Raw genomic sequence first — 14,786 nt, forward strand, 5'->3', positions numbered from 1 at the left:
GCCGCGGGCTCGGGCCGAGGCGGCCGCGAGCGGCGCCGCCGCCCGTGATTGACTGCCCCGGTGCTGCACGAGTCCGTCTTCCGGACCCTGGACCTCCCGGCCCCCGACCGGTTCGAGGCGTGGGTCGAGCGCATGGGACACACCCACGCGCCGATGCGCCTCGACAGCGCGCACACGGCCGACTACCACGGCTACCAGCGGGTCATCGCCCTCGGCGACGTGACCGTCTGGCCCGCCACCTTCGACCAGCTCACCTTCCACCGGACCGCGAAACTCGTCCGCCGCTCCGACCCCGAGAGCTACCACCTCTCCCTGCTGCTGCGCGGAGAGGGCGTGGCCCGCTGGGGACGGCGGCAGGCGGTCTACCGCGTCAACGAGTTCCACACCAACAGCTCCTCCCGCGCCTACGACATCTCCACCGGCCCCGACCCGGTCAGCATGGTCGGCCTGGAGATCCCCCGCGCCCAGGTACCGCTGCCCGGCGACCGCGCCGACCAGGTGATGGGCCGCCGCATCACCGCCCGGCGCGGCACCGGAGCGCTGCTGGCACAGTTCCTGCACCAGATAGCCGCCGACACCTCCGCCTACCGGCCCGCCGACGGGCCGCGCCTGGCCACCGTCGCCGCCGACCTGGTCGCCGCCGTCTTCGCGCACGCCCTCGACGCGGAGTCCGCGCTGCCGCCCGAGACCCGCGGCCGCACGCTCACCCTGCGCGCCCAGGCGTTCGTCCGCCGCCGCCTCGGCGACCCCGACCTGACGCCCGCCGCGGTCGCCGAGGCGCACCACATCTCCCGCAGCCACCTGTACCGCCTCTTCCAGGCGGAGGGACTGACCGTGGCCTCCTACATCCGCGACCAGCGGCTCGCCCACGCCCGCCGCGACCTCCTCGACCCGGCCCAGCGCGCCACGCCCGTGCACGTCGTCGCCGCGCGCTGGGGCTTCCCGCGCGCCGCCGAGTTCAGCCGCGCGTTCCGTACCGCCTACGGCGTCCCGCCCGGCGAACTGCGCAACCGGACCCACGAGGGGACGGGCGCGGACACCGACGGTTCTCACGGTGGCTCCGGCACCTCGCGCGCGTCCGCCGGGGGAGACACGACGCCAACCGGTCCGGGACGCCCCGCCAACGACACCCCGCGCTCCTCCGACGCATCCTGTTGATCCACGGCGCGCCACCCGCGCCGGAGGAGCGCGGGGTGCCGTGCCAGGACCGCGGGGAAGTCCTGGCACGGCCTCCGCACCGCACCGCCCCCCGCTCCGGGCCGAGTGGTGACCCCCCGGACTGCGGCGTACCGTCGATCGGGTGAACTCCAGGGTGCACACGGCGGTGCCTGCCCCCGCCCCCGACTCCCCGACGGTCCGCCGCCGGGCGGGACACCGGTCATGAGCGGCCTCCCGCAGCAGGCCTCCGCGACCGAGACCTCCGCGTCGCCGACCGGCGGACGGAGCAAGGCGATCGCCCTGCTGGTCATCGCGTCGTGCCAGTTGATGGTGGTCCTCGACATCACCATCGTGAACATCGCGCTCCCCGACATCCAGCGCTCGCTCGACTTCTCCACCACCAGCCTGTCGTGGGTCGTCAACGCCTACACGCTCACCTTCGGCGGACTGCTGCTGCTCGGCGGCCGGTTCGGCGACATCCTCGGCCGACGGCGGGTGTTCGTCTTCGGCGTGCTGCTGTTCGTACTGGCCTCCCTGCTCGGCGGCCTCGCCCAGGACTCGGCCCAACTCCTCGCCGCCCGCGCCGTCCAGGGCGTCGGCGGCGCCATCGCCTCCCCGACCGCCCTCGCCCTGATCAGCACCACCTTCCGCGAAGGACCCGAACGCAACCGGGCGTTCGGGGTGTTCGCGGCCGTCTCGGCGGGCGGCGGCGCCATCGGTCTGCTTGCCGGGGGCGTCCTCGTCGAATGGCTCGACTGGCGCTGGGTGTTCTTCGTCAACGTGCCCATCGGCCTGCTCATCGCGGTCGCCGCGCCCCGCTGGATCAGGGAGTCGGAGCGCCGCCCCGGACACTTCGACCTCGCGGGCGCCGCCACCTCCACCGTCGGCATGGTGCTGCTGGTGTACGGCTTCATCCGGGCCGCGCAGGAGGGCTGGCGGGACACGCTGACCCTGCTGTCGTTCGTCGGCGCCGTCCTGCTGCTCGTCCTGTTCGTGCTGGTGGAGCGGCGCTCCCGGCAGCCGATCACCCCGCTGCACATGTTCGCCGACCGCAACCGCGCGGGCACCTACGGCATCATGCTCTGCCTGTCGGCCGCGATCTTCGGCATGTTCTTCTTCCTGACCCTGTTCGTGCAGGACGTCCTCGACTTCAGCCCCCTCATGGCGGGCGTCGCCTTCCTCCCGGTGAGCGCGGTCATCGCCGTCGGCGCGGGCCTCACCTCCCGTTTCCTGCCGGTCTACGGCCCCAAACCGTTCATGGTGACGGGCGCGGTGCTCGCCGCGGCCGGGCTGGGCTGGCTCACCCTCACCGACGTGCACTCCACCTACGCGGGCAGCGTCCTCGGCCCGATGCTGGTGTTCAGCCTCGGCATGGGCATGGAGTTCGTGTCGCTGACGCTGATGGCCCTGTCCAACGTCACCCCCGACGAGACCGGCGCGGCCTCCGGACTCCTCAACGCCATGCAGCAGGTGGGCGGTTCCCTCGGACTGTCCATCCTGGTCACCATGTTCGGCACCGCCAGCAACAACGAGGCCGACACCCAGGTGCCCGCCTTCCTCTCCCAGGCGACCCCGGCCGAACGCCTCGCCTTCCAGAAGACCGGCCAACTCCCGCCGCCCTGGGGCGACGAGGTCCTCACGTCGGGTGTCTCCGCGGCCTTCGTGATGGCGGCCGTCTTCGCCCTCCTCGCCGCGCTCATCGCCCTCCTCGTGATCCAGGTCCGCCCCTCCGACCTGGAACGCCTCAAGGGCGGCAGCGGGCCACCCGGCGCCCTGTGAGCGCGGCCGGACCCGGACGGATGCGCGGGCCGACGGGCTAAGGTCGCCGCATGGTTGAGCGAGACACGGGGATCATGGGGATGCTGCACCCCGGCGCGATGGGCGCGGCCGTCGCCGCGCAGGCCGTCGCGGCGGGCACGACCGTACGGTGGCTGCCCGCGGGCCGGTCGGCGGCCACCCGGCGCCGCGCCGAGGCGATCGGCCTGCTCCCGGCGGCCGACCTGCGTGAACTGGCCGACGGGTGCGGGACGTTGGTGAGCGTGTGCCCGCCCGCCGCCGCCCTGGACGTCGCCGAGGAGGTGGCCGCGGCCGGATTCGGCGGACTCTACGTCGACGCCAACGCCATCAGCCCGCAGCGCACGGCGGAGATCGCCGAGGTCCTCGCGCCCGGCGGCGCCACGGTGGTCGACGGCGGCATCACCGGACCCCCGCCCCGTACGGCCGGTACGACCCGCCTGTACCTCTCCGGCGACGCGTCCGCCGTCGGCCGGGTCAGCGCCCTGTTCGCGGGCACCGTGCTGGAGACCGTCGCCCTCGACGGCCCGGTGGGGCGGGCCTCGGCCCTCAAACTCGCCTACGCCGCCTACAACAAGATCTCGCACGCCCTCGCCGCCCAGGCCTGCGCCCTCGCCGCCGGCCACGGCGTCCTCGACGACCTCCTCGCCCTCACGGCGCACACCATGCCGGAGACCCCCTTCGGCTCGCCCGCCCGGCTCACCTCGGCCGGGGCGAAGGCGTGGCGCTGGGAGGGGGAGATGCGGGAGATCGCCCGCACCTGGCAACTGGCGGGCCTGCCCACCGACTTCGCCGACGCGGCGGCCGGGACGTTCGCCCGCTGGACGGAGCACAAGGACGACCCCGAGGTGTCCGCGGCCCGCCTCATCGAGGACCTGCGCACGGAGTGAACGACGCGGCCCGTCACGTCCCGGCGGAGGGACCTGACGGGCCGCGCGGTGTCAGCGGTCCAGCGTCTCGAGGACCTTGCCGAGGTCGACGAACTTGAAGTTCGTCGCGGTGCGGCCGTCCGTCCGGCCGGTGTCGTCGTGACCGTCCTGGACGACGAGCAGACCGTGCGGGTACCGGCGCCCCAGCGGGGCGTTCAGGGCCGCCGCGCCGTCGCACTCCTCCGAGCCGTCCGGGCCCTTCGCGGTCGCCGCGACCCGGAAACCGCCCTCGTACCGGTTGCCGCGGCCCGGCGCGCGGTCGTAGGCGGCGAACGTGTCGTCGCCCTGGCTGGAAGCGAGCAGATAGCCCGCGCCACGCTCACGGGTCACCAGGGTCAGGCCCTCGACGTCGGCGGTCAGCCGGGTCCCGCCGTAGCCCGGATCGGCCCCGGCCACGCACTCGTCGCTCGGCTCGTCGTAGGTGCCGGGCACGCCGTACTCGCGCACCTTGTCCACCAGCCGGGGCGTCCCCTTCAGTGTCGCCGGGACGCGCCAGATGCCGACGTCCTCCTGACCGGCGTACAGCGTGCCGGTCGCCGGGTCCACCACCATGCCCTCGACCTGCGGGAGTTCACCCGGCTCGTTGCACGGCGTCCACGACGAGCCGTTGGGCAGGCGGAAGGACGACGGCAGCGTCAGGGTGCGGACCGTGCGGTAGCCGACCGTGCCGCGGGCCGTCGGCGTCAGCTCCAGCAGCGCGACCGCGGTCCGCTCCCGCCGACTGACCAGCGCGTACGACCGTCCGCTGCGCCGGTCGGTCCAGGTGGCGAGGCCGTACGCGGTGCGCTGCTCGTTGATCTCGGCCTGGTCGGCGGAGAACACCGGGGCGACGCGCGGGTCGGTGACGTCCCTGAGCGGACGGCCGGGGGAGCGCGGGTCGACGCGGTAGAAGCGCAGCCGGTCGTTGCCCCGGTCGGTCGTGACCGCGAGATCGGCCCGCCCGGTGGACAGCTTCAGCCCGTGCACCAGGTCGACGTTGTTGAACCGGCCCGGGGCGTCGCCGGCGCCCGGCCCTGCGGGTGCCGCGACCGACTGCACCAGCCGGGCGGCGAGGTCGTAGACCCGCAGGCCGCCCTCCTTGGCGGTGGCGATCACGAGACTGGCGTCCGGGTCGGCGGCGTTGCGCCAGATCGCCGGGTCGTCGGCGTCGGCGTTGCCGCCCGCCTCGTCGTCGTACAGCGGGGCCGTCTCGACGCGGGGGTGGACGGCCGGGAGGGCGCCGGAGTCCTGGGCGGTGGCGGGCAGCGCGGCGGTCAGGGCGAGCGACGCCGTGAGCGCGGACACGGCGAGCGCTCTCGGGAGGGTACGGGCCACGTCGGCTTCCTTCGGTTGCGGGCATGACAAAGCACGGTGATCTTGGTGCCCGCGGCGAACGCGGAGGGGGCGTCCGTGTGACCGGCGGGCGCCATCGAGTGGAACACTGCGGCGGCGCCCGCCGACAGTCCGCACCAAGCCGTTCGGCGAGACCCGGAAACCCGCTCCGACCAGCCCGAAGGTCCAGTCCAGACGGCTCGTCGGTCCGGACCGGAACCGCGCGAGGAGAGGCGCGGGCGGGCTACACCGACGAGTGCGCCAGCAGGTAGTCGACGGCCAGGGAGACGTCCGTGACGGAGTGGTGGGGGACCGTCAGCCCCTCCGGCCAGGCGCGGCCCTCCACCCAGATCGTCCGCAGCCCCGCCCGGTGACCGCCCTGGATGTCGGTCTCCGGGTTGTCGCCGGTCATCCAGTCCCCGCCGCTGAGCTGGGTGCCGCAGCGCGCCGCCGCCAGCTCGAACAGCCGGGGGTCGGGCTTGCGGACGTCGATGTCGCCCGAGGCGGCGATCCCGTCGACCAGGTCGGCCAGCCCCGTGGCCCGCACCTTGGCGCGCTGGATGTCGGAGGCGCCGTTCGTGGCGACGCCGACGCTCCATCCGCACTCCCGCAGCCGTCCGAGACTGCTCAGCACCGCCGGACGGCAGGTCACGGCGGCGGCCATCCGGTCGACGTAGACCCGCCACAGGTGCTCCGCCGACTCCCCGAGCCCGAACGCCGCCCGCAGCCGCACGAAGTCGGCCCGGTCGGCCCGGTCGGCCAGCTCCCGCAGCAGCCACTGTTCGATCTCCGGGCCGTACCCGTGGTCGTGGCACAGCGCGGCCACCGCGTCGGCGAGACCGGACGCCCGGTCGACGAGCGTGCCGTCCAGATCGAAGAGGGCGAGGCGCATGCCGGTGACCCTACCCGCGCGTTGAGCTGCCCGAACGCCCCCGACGGCCGTCCCGCCGCCCCGCGCCGGGCGGAACACCGCGCTCCGCCCGTACGGCCGGACGTGTTTGCGGCCGGGGTCACCGGCAACGCGCAGCCCATGACTGAATCGAACGCCGGGTTCACCACCGGCACGGACAAGGACCTCCAGGCCGAGGCGGACGCCGTCCGCGCCCGGCACACCACCGACCGAGCGACCGCGCCCGCCTCACGGGCCGTCAGGACCGCGGCGGGCAAGGTCGACGAGGCCGCCTCGGCGGCGAAGGCGGGCGTCGAGCGCTCCGCGGACGCCACGTCCGCGGCGGCGCACGGCGCGGCCCGGCGCGTCGAGGCGGGCCGCCGCGCGGTCGTCGCCACGAGCGGCCGGGTCGCGGCCTCCGCCCGGACCGCCTGGACCGCCGTCGCCGCACGCAAGCTGGTCGCCGCCGGGGTCGGCGTGGGCGTCACCGCCCTCACCGCCGCCTCCTACGCGGTCGGGCGGCGTTCCGGCCGCCGCTCCCTCGGACCGATCACCCGCCTCACCGGCGGCCGGATCTGACGCTCCGGGCGCGACGGGCGACCGGCCTCCCACGAGGCCAGGCCCGTCGCGCGCGAGCGCCCGCCCCCGCCGGGCCCGGTCCCGTCGGCGCATGGGCCCTCCCGCCCGGATGAACCGTCCCTCCCGGGGCACACGCCCAACTGATCTTCGTTCAGGCCCACTTGGGAGGAACCGCCGCCGTGACCGTGCCCGCCCGCCCGCCGCGCTCCCTGTACACCCCGCGCCCCGCACGCCTCGTACGCCCCGCGGGACGCTCACGCCGTCGCCGCTTCGATCTGCGGACGACGGCCTTCTTCTTCCTCCTGCTCGCCCTGCTGCTCGCGCTCACGATGGTGACCCTGCGGACCGCGCTCGCCGCCGCGCAGCACCGCCCCGCCTGGGCGGCGGTCCTGCTCTTGCTCGCCGCCGCGGGCGGCGTCGCCGGGTACCGGGGCCGCCGCCGCCCGGCGCGCTCCCTGCTGCGGCGGGCGGCCGAGACCCTGGAGGACGCCGCCGCGACCGCCGCCGACGCCTTCGGCGACCCGTCGTCGTACGAGGCGCGGGCGACGACCGCGCCCACCCCGGCCTACGCCACCGCGGCCACGGGCGCCACGGAGGCCCTGGACCCGACGGAGATCACGGAACCCACGGGCGGCGACACGACGGTGCTCCCTCGGGGGAGGACGGCCTCACCGGTGCCGGGGACCCGAAGGAACGGGAGCTGACGGCCGAGCGGCCGGAGCAGCAGGTCGAGCGGTTCGCGCCGGGCTTCCGCGCCCTGGTCCACCGGCCACCGCGCGCTGGCGCCGCCCACGCCGCCGCCCACCCCAGATGCGCCGTCCCCCAAGGCGCCGCCCGCAGGCGCGCCGCGCCTCAGCCCGCCCCCACCGCCCCCGTACCCCCGCCCGGTTCCGGGACGGGCCGTCGCCGGAGCACCATCAGGGCCGTGTCGTCGCCCGGTGACCCGGCCGTGTACCGGCGCAGGTCGCGGTAGAGAGCCGTCGGCATGTCCGCCGCGCGGACGTCGGCCCAGGACGCGGTGCGCTCGGCCAGCGGGTAGAACGCGCCGGAGGGATCGCGGGCCTCGGTGACGCCGTCGGTGCACAGCAGCAGGGTGCTGCCCTGCGGGAAGGCGAACCACTCGACGGTGCGCGGGCCGGGGGAGAGCCCGTCCAGGCCGAGCGGCACGTACGGCTCGCCCAGCGGCACCGGGGCGGCCTTGTCGCCGTGCAGGATCAGCGGCGCGACATGACCGCAGTTGATCGCCTGGACCTCCTCCTCGGCGCCGACGCCCAGCACCAGCGCCGTCACGAACCGCTCGCTCTCCCCGGCCTGCGCGGCGAAGGAGTTGTGCCGCAGCACCGCCTCCTCCAGCGCGTCCACCACCGCCGTCAGCGTCGGCTCCGCCACCGCCGCCTCCCGGAACGCGCTCAGCACCGCGAACGCCGCACTGATCGCGGGCAGCCCCTTGCCCTGCACGTCGGCGATGAAGACCCGGCTGCCGTACGGCGACTCCACCACCTCGTACACATCGCCCCCGACCCGGCTGTCCTCCTCCACCGGCTGGTAGAGGCCGTGCACGATCAGCTCGTCCGTCATCAGCGGGAACGGCCGCAGCAACTGCCGCTGAAGGGCCGCCGCCGCCGACCTCAGGCGGGCGATCTCGCTCTCGCTGCGCACCCGCTGGGCCGCCCGCACCACGCTCAGCCCGTTGATGACGACCGCGAACACGACGGTCGCCACGCCCGCCGCGACGGTGTCCTCCGCCGCGTCGAACAGCGCCCCGACGATCGTGACCGTCACCCAGACGGAGGCCACCGCCGTCTGCCGCACGCTCCCGCGCCCCGCGACCAGCGCGGGCAGCACCACCAGGAACGGCGCGAGGCGGGTCTCGCGGCCCAGGTAGAGCCCGATCCCCGCCAGCACCAGCGTGAACAGGACCAGCCAGAACAGCAGGACCGCCCAGCTCAGCGGCGGCGCCCCGCGCTCCTCCGCCCCCGCCGCGGACGCCTCGCCCAGCTCACTCGACGTACGCACCGGCTCTCCCGCTCCCTAGACGTCGCCTCCGCGGCACCCCGCCGATCCCGGGGGACCGGCCGACTCCGCAGGACCTCGCGACGCCCCGCGCCGCAACGCCCTCCCTCTCAATATCCGCCTCCGCCGCCCGGACCGCCGACCGTGGCCGCCGGACGGACCCCCGGCCGTCCCGCCCGGCGGTCCCCCGGCCGCGCGCGGCGCCCGGCCACGGCAAGGTGAGGGGATGACCGTGCTCGCCGTCCTCTTCGCCGTCCTCGGCGCCGCCAGCAACGCCGTGGGCACGGCCTTCCAGCGCAAGGCCGCCTCCACCGTCCCGCACGGCGGCGGCCTCGGCCTGCTGCGCGCCCTCGTGCGACGGCCCGCCTGGACGATCGGCATCGCCGGAGTGGTGGGCGCCGCCGTCTTCCAGGCCCTCGCCCTGATCAACGGGCCGCTCGCCCTGGTCCAGCCCCTGTTCATCCTGGAACTGCCGTTCGCGCTGCTCATCGCCGTGCCCCTGATGCACCGGCCGCTCTCCGCGCAGGCCTGGTGGGCGGTCGGCGCGATCCTCGCCGGACTGGCGCTGGTCCTCCTCGCCACCGCGCCCTCCGGCGTCCACCAGCAGGCCCCCATGACCCGCTGGACCCCCGTGCTCCTGCTGTGCCTGGGGACCATGGCGGCGGCCGTCCTCCTGGCCCGCCCCGGCCGATCCCCGCTCTTCCGGGCCGCCGCGCTCGGCGCCGCCGCCGCCGTCGGCAACGCCCTCACCGCCGCCCTCATGAAGTCCGCCACCGGCCGCCTCGCCGACGACGGCCTGCCCGCCTTCCTCACCACCTGGCAGACGTACGGCTTCGCCGTGACCGGTGTCTGCGCCCTCCTGCTGCTGGAGAACGCCCTCCAGGCGGGCCCGCTGGTCGCCTCCCAGCCCGCCCTCACCGTCGGTGACGCCACCGTGAGCCTCCTCATCGGCGTCACCCTCTTCGACGAGCACATCCGCACCGGCTGGTGGCTGGTCCCCGAGGCGGCCGGGGTGCTGGTCCTGCTCTGGGGCGTCCTGCGGCTCACCCGGGTGGTGCCCGCCCTGGGCGACGTCGTCCACTGACCACCCGCGCGGGACAGGCGTACGAAGATCCGGAAAGGGCCCCCGGACGACTACCCGCCCCGTCGGGGCGGTAGATGTGTACGGGTGACGTACCGGCCGCCGGGGCCGGTGAGGGGAGCGGCGGGTGAGCGAGCAGCCGGGCAGGGCGTGGACGGCGATGACTCCGGGGGACTTCGACCGGGACGAGCCGCTGCGCCTCGACGTGCGCACCGGGCCCGCGCCCGTACCGGCCGAGCCCGACGCGTGCGGCACGGCCGCCCTGTTCGGCGACACGGCACCCCCGCCCGCCGCACGCCCGCCCGCCCCGCCCCGGCGACGGCGCGGCCCCGCCGCCCCCGGACAGGAACCGCTGTTCTGAACGCCTCCCCGTCCCGCCCGGCACGGGCGCCGCGCCCCGGTCACTCCGGCGGGCGGTGCAGCAGGAGGATCGCCACGTCGTCGGTGCGCTGCCCGCCCCGCCCCGACGCCGCCAGCAGGATGTCGATGAGCGCGTCCGGGTCCCGGCCGTCGCCGGGGCCGAGATCGGCGGCGAGCCGCCCGATCGCCTCGTCGATGTCGGTCCCCGGAGCCTCCACCAGCCCGTCCGTGTAGAACGCGAGGGTCATTCCCGGCGACAGCGGGATCTCCGTCACCGGGAACTCGGCGTCCGGGTCGATGCCCAGCAGCGGGCCCGGTTGCACGTCGAGCGGGGCGGTCGGGCGGCCGGGCAGCCGCAGCAGGGGCGGCGGATGGCCCGCGCTGGCCAGCGACACCCGCATCCGGTCGAAGTCGAGGTGGGCGTACAGGCAACTCGTGAACAGGTCCGGTTCGAGGTCGGTGAGGAGCCGGTTGGTGCCGGACAGGACCCGGTCCGGCGGGGTGCCGAGCTTGGCGTGCGCGTGGACGCCCGTACGGACCTGGCCCATCAGCGCGGCGGCGGCCACGTTGTGGCCCTGGACGTCGCCGATGACGGCCGCCGCCGTCCCGTCGCCGAGCCGGATCACGTCGTAGAAGTCCCCGCCGATGTCCATGCCCCGGTTCGCCGGGAGGTAGCGGGACGCCACCCGCAGCCCGGCCACGTCCGGCAGGGTGCGCGGCATCAGCGCCTGCTGGAGGCCGTGCGCGAGGTCGTGCTTCATGTCGTAGAGGCGGGCGCGGTCCAGGGCCTGCGCGACGAGCCCGGCGAGCGAGGTGAGGACGGCGCGGTCCTCGGCGGAGAACTCGTGCGGGCGGTCGTAGGACAGGACGCAGACGCCCACCTTGCGGCCGGAGACCGTCAGCGGCAGGAAGGCCCAGGCCTGCTTTCCGCTGATGGGCGCGGCCTTCGGGTACAGCTCCCGCATCTCGTCCGGGCTCGCGAAGAACGACGGGGTGCCGCTCTCCAGCGTGCGGCCCGCCGGGGTCAGCCGGGTGTCCACCGGCAGCCCGTCGAGCCGGTCGACGGTCTCGCGCGGGTAGCCGCGCGACCCGGTGATCCGCAGCCGCCCCGCCTCCACGGCGGACAGCACGAGCCCGTCGGCCCCGAAGGCGGGCATGATCTGGTCCGCGACCAGGTCGATCACGTCCCGCACGCCCACCACCTCGCCGAGCGCGGCGGCGAGATGGGTGAGCTGGTAGAGCCGTCCGGCCCGCGCGGGACCGTAGGCGCCGCCCGCCGGGGCCCGCGTGGTGACGGCGAAGGGCGGCCGGGTCCCGCTCGGCGTGACGCGGACGCTGATGCCGCTGGCGTCCGGGTACAGGTCGAAGTCCAGCCAGCGGTCGGGCGGGCGGCGCGCCGTGAACGAGGCCGCCGCCCGGCTGATCACCGCCGCCCGGTAGTGGTCCTCCACCGAGGGGTCGTCGAGCCAGGGCAGCGACTGCCACGGCAGGGTGCCCAGCAGCTGACCGGCGCCGCGCCCCAGCAGCGCGCACGCGCCGGAGCTGACGTAGGTGAACCGGCCCTCCAGGTCCAGCGCGCAACTGCCGCCCGGCAGCCGCTCCGCGAAGTCCGCCGCGGCCGCCACCGGGCCGGTCGCCCCGTCCGTGGCCTCCGGCGGCAGCGCCCGCGGCGGCCGGTCGCGGGCGCAGCGCCCGCGCAGCCCGCCGCCCTCCTCGATCAGCCGGGCCAGCCGCCGGCAGCCCGCCTCGATGCCGCCGCGCTCCCGCGCGCTCATCCGGGCCGGTCGCGTCGCGGGCCACATCAGCAGCAGCACCCCCCAGCGCCGCACCCCCGTGACGGGCGCCGCGACCAGCGCCAGCGGATACGGCAGCGCCGCCGCGGTCCGCGGATAGACGCGGGCCATGTCCTCCTGGCTGCCGACCCAGACGGTGCGCTCCTCGCGGACGGCGTCGGCCACCGGCGCCGGGGCGCCCATCGGCACCCGCGCCCAGGGCGCCGCCAGCGCGGCGGACGCCCCGCTCAGCACGTCGAGGCGGAGCACCCGCTCGTCCGGGGAGAGCAGGTAGAGGGCGCCGACGGACGCGCCGCTGCGGCGCACCGTCTCGGCGAACGCCGCGTCCAGGCCGTCCGCGTCGGAGGCCGGACCACCCGGATCGGTCACGAGGCACCTCCCGCCTCACCTGCCGCTCCCTAGGACGCTACGCCGGTAGGGGCGCCTCGGCACCTCCCGTGCGCTCCCCGGTCACGCGGCCGGAAAGCCGTACGACGGCCCAGGGGGGAGGCTCCCGGGGCCGTCGTACAGGTCGGTGCCGGCGGGGCGCGCCGGATCAGCGGGGTCCGCTCAGGGGTAGCTGACCAGGTTGGCGACGTTGGTGGCCGAGTTGGACGGGCCGCCGCGGTCGTTGATGACGTGCCGGATGGTGCCGGTGCCGCCCAGTGAGACCGTCACCATGCTCTGGAAGCGGACCCCGGCGTTGTTCGGGGCCTCGATGGCGTGCTCGGCGGTGACGGACGGGTTGACGTTGAAGTAGCAGTAGCTGCCGAACCCGTACACCTGGTGGCTGGTCACGGAGTTCGCGACCTTGTACGCGGCGTAGCCCTGGGTGGAGCCGTTCATCCAGGCGGCCTGGTTGGGCGGGTCGTAGGGCATCTCGTTCTGGTAGAAGTACGTCCGGCCGCCGTTGCCGTTCCAGACGGTCTGGTGCTTCTGGTAGTGCTCGACGAAGAGGCCGTACATCGTCACGTCGTCGCCGTTGACGATCAGTCCGGTGTCGCCGGTGTTGGTGTTCCAGCCGACGCCGCTGCCGTGGTCGGCGCGCCAGATCCACATGTGGTCGCCGATGACGTGGTCGCTGTTGACGACGAGGCTCGTGGTGGCCTTGCCGACGGCCGCGCCGCCGACGCGGAAGTACACGTCGTGCAGGGAGGTCGGGTTGGCGGCGTGCGAGGCGGAGGAACCGGCCGGGCCGACCTCCATGAGGGTCGGCGAGTTGGTGGTGCCCGCGTCGAACAGGATTCCGGCGACCTTCACGCCGTCGACGTCGGCGACGGTCATCGCGGTCACCCCGTTGTCCGGGACGAACGTGGCGAGGCCGAGGCCCAGGACGACCGTGTCGGGCCGGGTGACGCGCAGGGTCTGGTTGATGTGGTGGACGCCGGGCGTGACCAGCAGGTTCTTGCCCTCGGCGAGGGCGGCGTTGATCTGCGCGGCGGTGGTGCCCTGCCGGACGACGAAGAAGGTGTCGATGCCCAGCGAGGTGCCCGCCGGGTTCCCGCCCGCCCAGGTGGTCGCGACCGAGTTGGTCCGCACCGACGGCACGAACACCCGGTAGGCGCCCGCCCCGTCGACGTACAGGAACGGCTTCTCGCGGACCACGGGGCTCTGCGCGACCGTGGTGTACGGCGGGTTCGGGAAACTGGTGTTCGGGACGCCCTGGCTGCCGACGAAGACCATGTTCCAGTTGGAGCCGGTCCAGCTGCCGAGCTGGGAGTTGCGGGTCAGCCACTGCTGCTGGCTGCCCGAGCGGACCTGCCCGTCGACCTTGGTGTCGGCGAGGTAGCCGCCGCTGGACCAGCCGTTGTCGTCGAGGGCGAGGTTGCCGCGCAGGTGCATCCGGCGGTAGGAGGCGGCCTGGGAGACAGCCCAGCGGTCGGTGCCCCCGGCCGGGGTGACGGAGAGGTTCTCGGCGCCGCGCCAGAAGTTCTGGGTGGCGTTGCCCTGGAACCAGTCGGCCTCGGCGTGCACGGCGCCGTTGATCGTCACGGCGTCGGGGGAGAGGCCGAGCCCGAGGACCTGGGTGTAGAAGCCGACGTTGACGTCGTTGCTGTAGGTGCCCGGCTTGAACAGCACCGCGTAGCGCTGCGAGCCGAACTGGTTGGTCTCCTGCTGCTGGAAGATCTGGTTCAGCCGGGACTGGATGGTCGAGGAGGGCATCGACGGGTCGAAGACGACCACGTTCGGGCCGAGGTCGACGTCACCGGGCGCGGAGGTCACGGGGGCCACCTGGAAGCGTTGGGCGGCGCTGCCGTTGCAGGTGTACTGCACGAGCTGGACGCTGTCCGCCGTCGAGGCGCTCGGCACGTCCAGGCACTTGCCGCTGTTGCGGTTGACGAAGTGGTAGGCGCCGCCGCCCTCGTCCACGGGCAGCCACTGCTGGTTGGCGCCGCCGCCGTACGCCCACAGGTGCACGGCGGCGTTGTCGGCGGTGGACACGTTCGACACGTCCACCGTCTGGTTGGCGTCGTTGCGGTTGTTGATCCGCACATAGCCGCCCGAGGTGGCCGTGAGGCTCCACTGCTGGGCGGTGGAGCTGTTGCACGCGTACTGCTGGACCGCGGTGCCGTTGGCGGTCCCGGCGGCCCGCGCGTCCAGGCACTTGCCGCTGCCCGCGTTGACCACGGTGGCCCATCCGGTGGGCAGCGCGGCGGCGGCCTGCGCGGCCCGCCCGGCCTGGGCCGCCGGGGCGGCCGGAGCCTGCGGGGCGGGGGCGGCGCCCAGCAGCGAGACGGTCGCCGCTCCGACCGAGAGGGCCGCGGCCCAGGGCCGCGGGGAGCCGCCTCGGGGCGGTCGATGGGCGCGGGAGAAGACGTGCACGGAGCCTCCTGTGCGGGAGTGGGGGAACGCATCGTCCTGTGCATGTCAGTGCACGGAGTTCGGCGGGCTGATCGGGA

At 75.0% G+C, this 14,786-nt stretch carries 12 protein-coding genes; 7 read left to right on the forward strand and 5 right to left on the reverse strand.

Annotated features, from left to right (window positions below):
* The first annotated feature begins 60 nt into the window (after nucleotides 1–60).
* The 3 genes from ACIQPQ_RS28295 to ACIQPQ_RS28305 all read left to right on the forward strand — a co-directional run bounded on the left by ACIQPQ_RS28295 (nucleotide 61) and on the right by ACIQPQ_RS28305 (nucleotide 3,842).
* The gene (locus ACIQPQ_RS28295) at nucleotides 61–1,158 is read left to right on the forward strand and encodes a helix-turn-helix domain-containing protein (RefSeq protein WP_401309043.1); all 1,098 of its coding nucleotides are present in this window, start codon (nucleotides 61–63) and stop codon (nucleotides 1,156–1,158) included.
* A gap of 294 nt (nucleotides 1,159–1,452) precedes the next feature.
* Complete coding sequence (locus tag ACIQPQ_RS28300; RefSeq protein WP_401309315.1) at nucleotides 1,453–2,937, forward strand: MFS transporter; 1,485 nt, start codon at nucleotides 1,453–1,455, stop codon at nucleotides 2,935–2,937.
* 50 nt (nucleotides 2,938–2,987) lie between these two features.
* On the forward strand, nucleotides 2,988–3,842 hold the full coding sequence (locus ACIQPQ_RS28305) for a DUF1932 domain-containing protein (protein ID WP_401309045.1): 855 nt from the start codon (nucleotides 2,988–2,990) through the stop codon (nucleotides 3,840–3,842).
* A gap of 51 nt (nucleotides 3,843–3,893) precedes the next feature.
* Here ACIQPQ_RS28305 and ACIQPQ_RS28310 read toward each other — a convergent pair whose 3' ends face one another.
* Nucleotides 3,894–5,195, reverse strand: coding sequence for a phytase (locus tag ACIQPQ_RS28310; protein ID WP_401309048.1), 1,302 nt, complete (start codon nucleotides 5,193–5,195; stop codon nucleotides 3,894–3,896).
* A 241-nt stretch (nucleotides 5,196–5,436) separates the two neighbouring features.
* Nucleotides 5,437–6,084, reverse strand: coding sequence for an HAD family hydrolase (locus ACIQPQ_RS28315; RefSeq protein WP_401309050.1), 648 nt, complete (start codon nucleotides 6,082–6,084; stop codon nucleotides 5,437–5,439).
* A gap of 138 nt (nucleotides 6,085–6,222) precedes the next feature.
* Between ACIQPQ_RS28315 and ACIQPQ_RS28320 the strand changes: the two genes are divergently transcribed.
* Nucleotides 6,223–6,660 carry a hypothetical protein gene (locus tag ACIQPQ_RS28320; RefSeq protein WP_401309053.1) on the forward strand — a complete coding sequence of 146 codons (438 nt, stop codon included), beginning with the start codon at nucleotides 6,223–6,225 and terminating at the stop codon, nucleotides 6,658–6,660.
* A gap of 179 nt (nucleotides 6,661–6,839) precedes the next feature.
* Nucleotides 6,840–7,364: a hypothetical protein gene (locus ACIQPQ_RS28325; protein ID WP_401309056.1), complete on the forward strand. Its 525-nt coding sequence runs from the start codon at nucleotides 6,840–6,842 to the stop codon at nucleotides 7,362–7,364.
* Nucleotides 7,365–7,512: 148 nt separating this feature from the next.
* Here ACIQPQ_RS28325 and ACIQPQ_RS28330 read toward each other — a convergent pair whose 3' ends face one another.
* Nucleotides 7,513–8,676, reverse strand: a complete 1,164-nt coding sequence (locus ACIQPQ_RS28330) for a PP2C family protein-serine/threonine phosphatase (RefSeq protein WP_401309058.1) — start codon at nucleotides 8,674–8,676, stop codon at nucleotides 7,513–7,515.
* A 223-nt stretch (nucleotides 8,677–8,899) separates the two neighbouring features.
* Between ACIQPQ_RS28330 and ACIQPQ_RS28335 the strand changes: the two genes are divergently transcribed.
* Both ACIQPQ_RS28335 and ACIQPQ_RS28340 read left to right on the forward strand, forming a co-directional pair.
* Nucleotides 8,900–9,757 carry a DMT family transporter gene (locus ACIQPQ_RS28335; protein ID WP_401309060.1) on the forward strand — a complete coding sequence of 286 codons (858 nt, stop codon included), beginning with the start codon at nucleotides 8,900–8,902 and terminating at the stop codon, nucleotides 9,755–9,757.
* A 124-nt stretch (nucleotides 9,758–9,881) separates the two neighbouring features.
* A complete protein-coding gene (locus ACIQPQ_RS28340) occupies nucleotides 9,882–10,115 on the forward strand; it encodes a hypothetical protein (protein WP_401309062.1) in 234 nt (77 codons plus the stop codon).
* Nucleotides 10,116–10,155: 40 nt separating this feature from the next.
* Here the strand turns inward: ACIQPQ_RS28340 and ACIQPQ_RS28345 are convergent, their stop codons facing one another.
* Nucleotides 10,156–12,276, reverse strand: coding sequence for a SpoIIE family protein phosphatase (locus tag ACIQPQ_RS28345; protein WP_401309065.1), 2,121 nt, complete (start codon nucleotides 12,274–12,276; stop codon nucleotides 10,156–10,158).
* A 180-nt stretch (nucleotides 12,277–12,456) separates the two neighbouring features.
* Nucleotides 12,457–14,709, reverse strand: coding sequence for an RICIN domain-containing protein (locus tag ACIQPQ_RS28350; RefSeq protein ID WP_401309067.1), 2,253 nt, complete (start codon nucleotides 14,707–14,709; stop codon nucleotides 12,457–12,459).
* Between the last annotated feature and the right edge of the window lie 77 nt (nucleotides 14,710–14,786).

The organism is Streptomyces sp. NPDC091281 (genome assembly GCF_044757425.1).
In the GTDB taxonomy this organism is placed as follows: domain Bacteria; phylum Actinomycetota; class Actinomycetes; order Streptomycetales; family Streptomycetaceae; genus Streptomyces.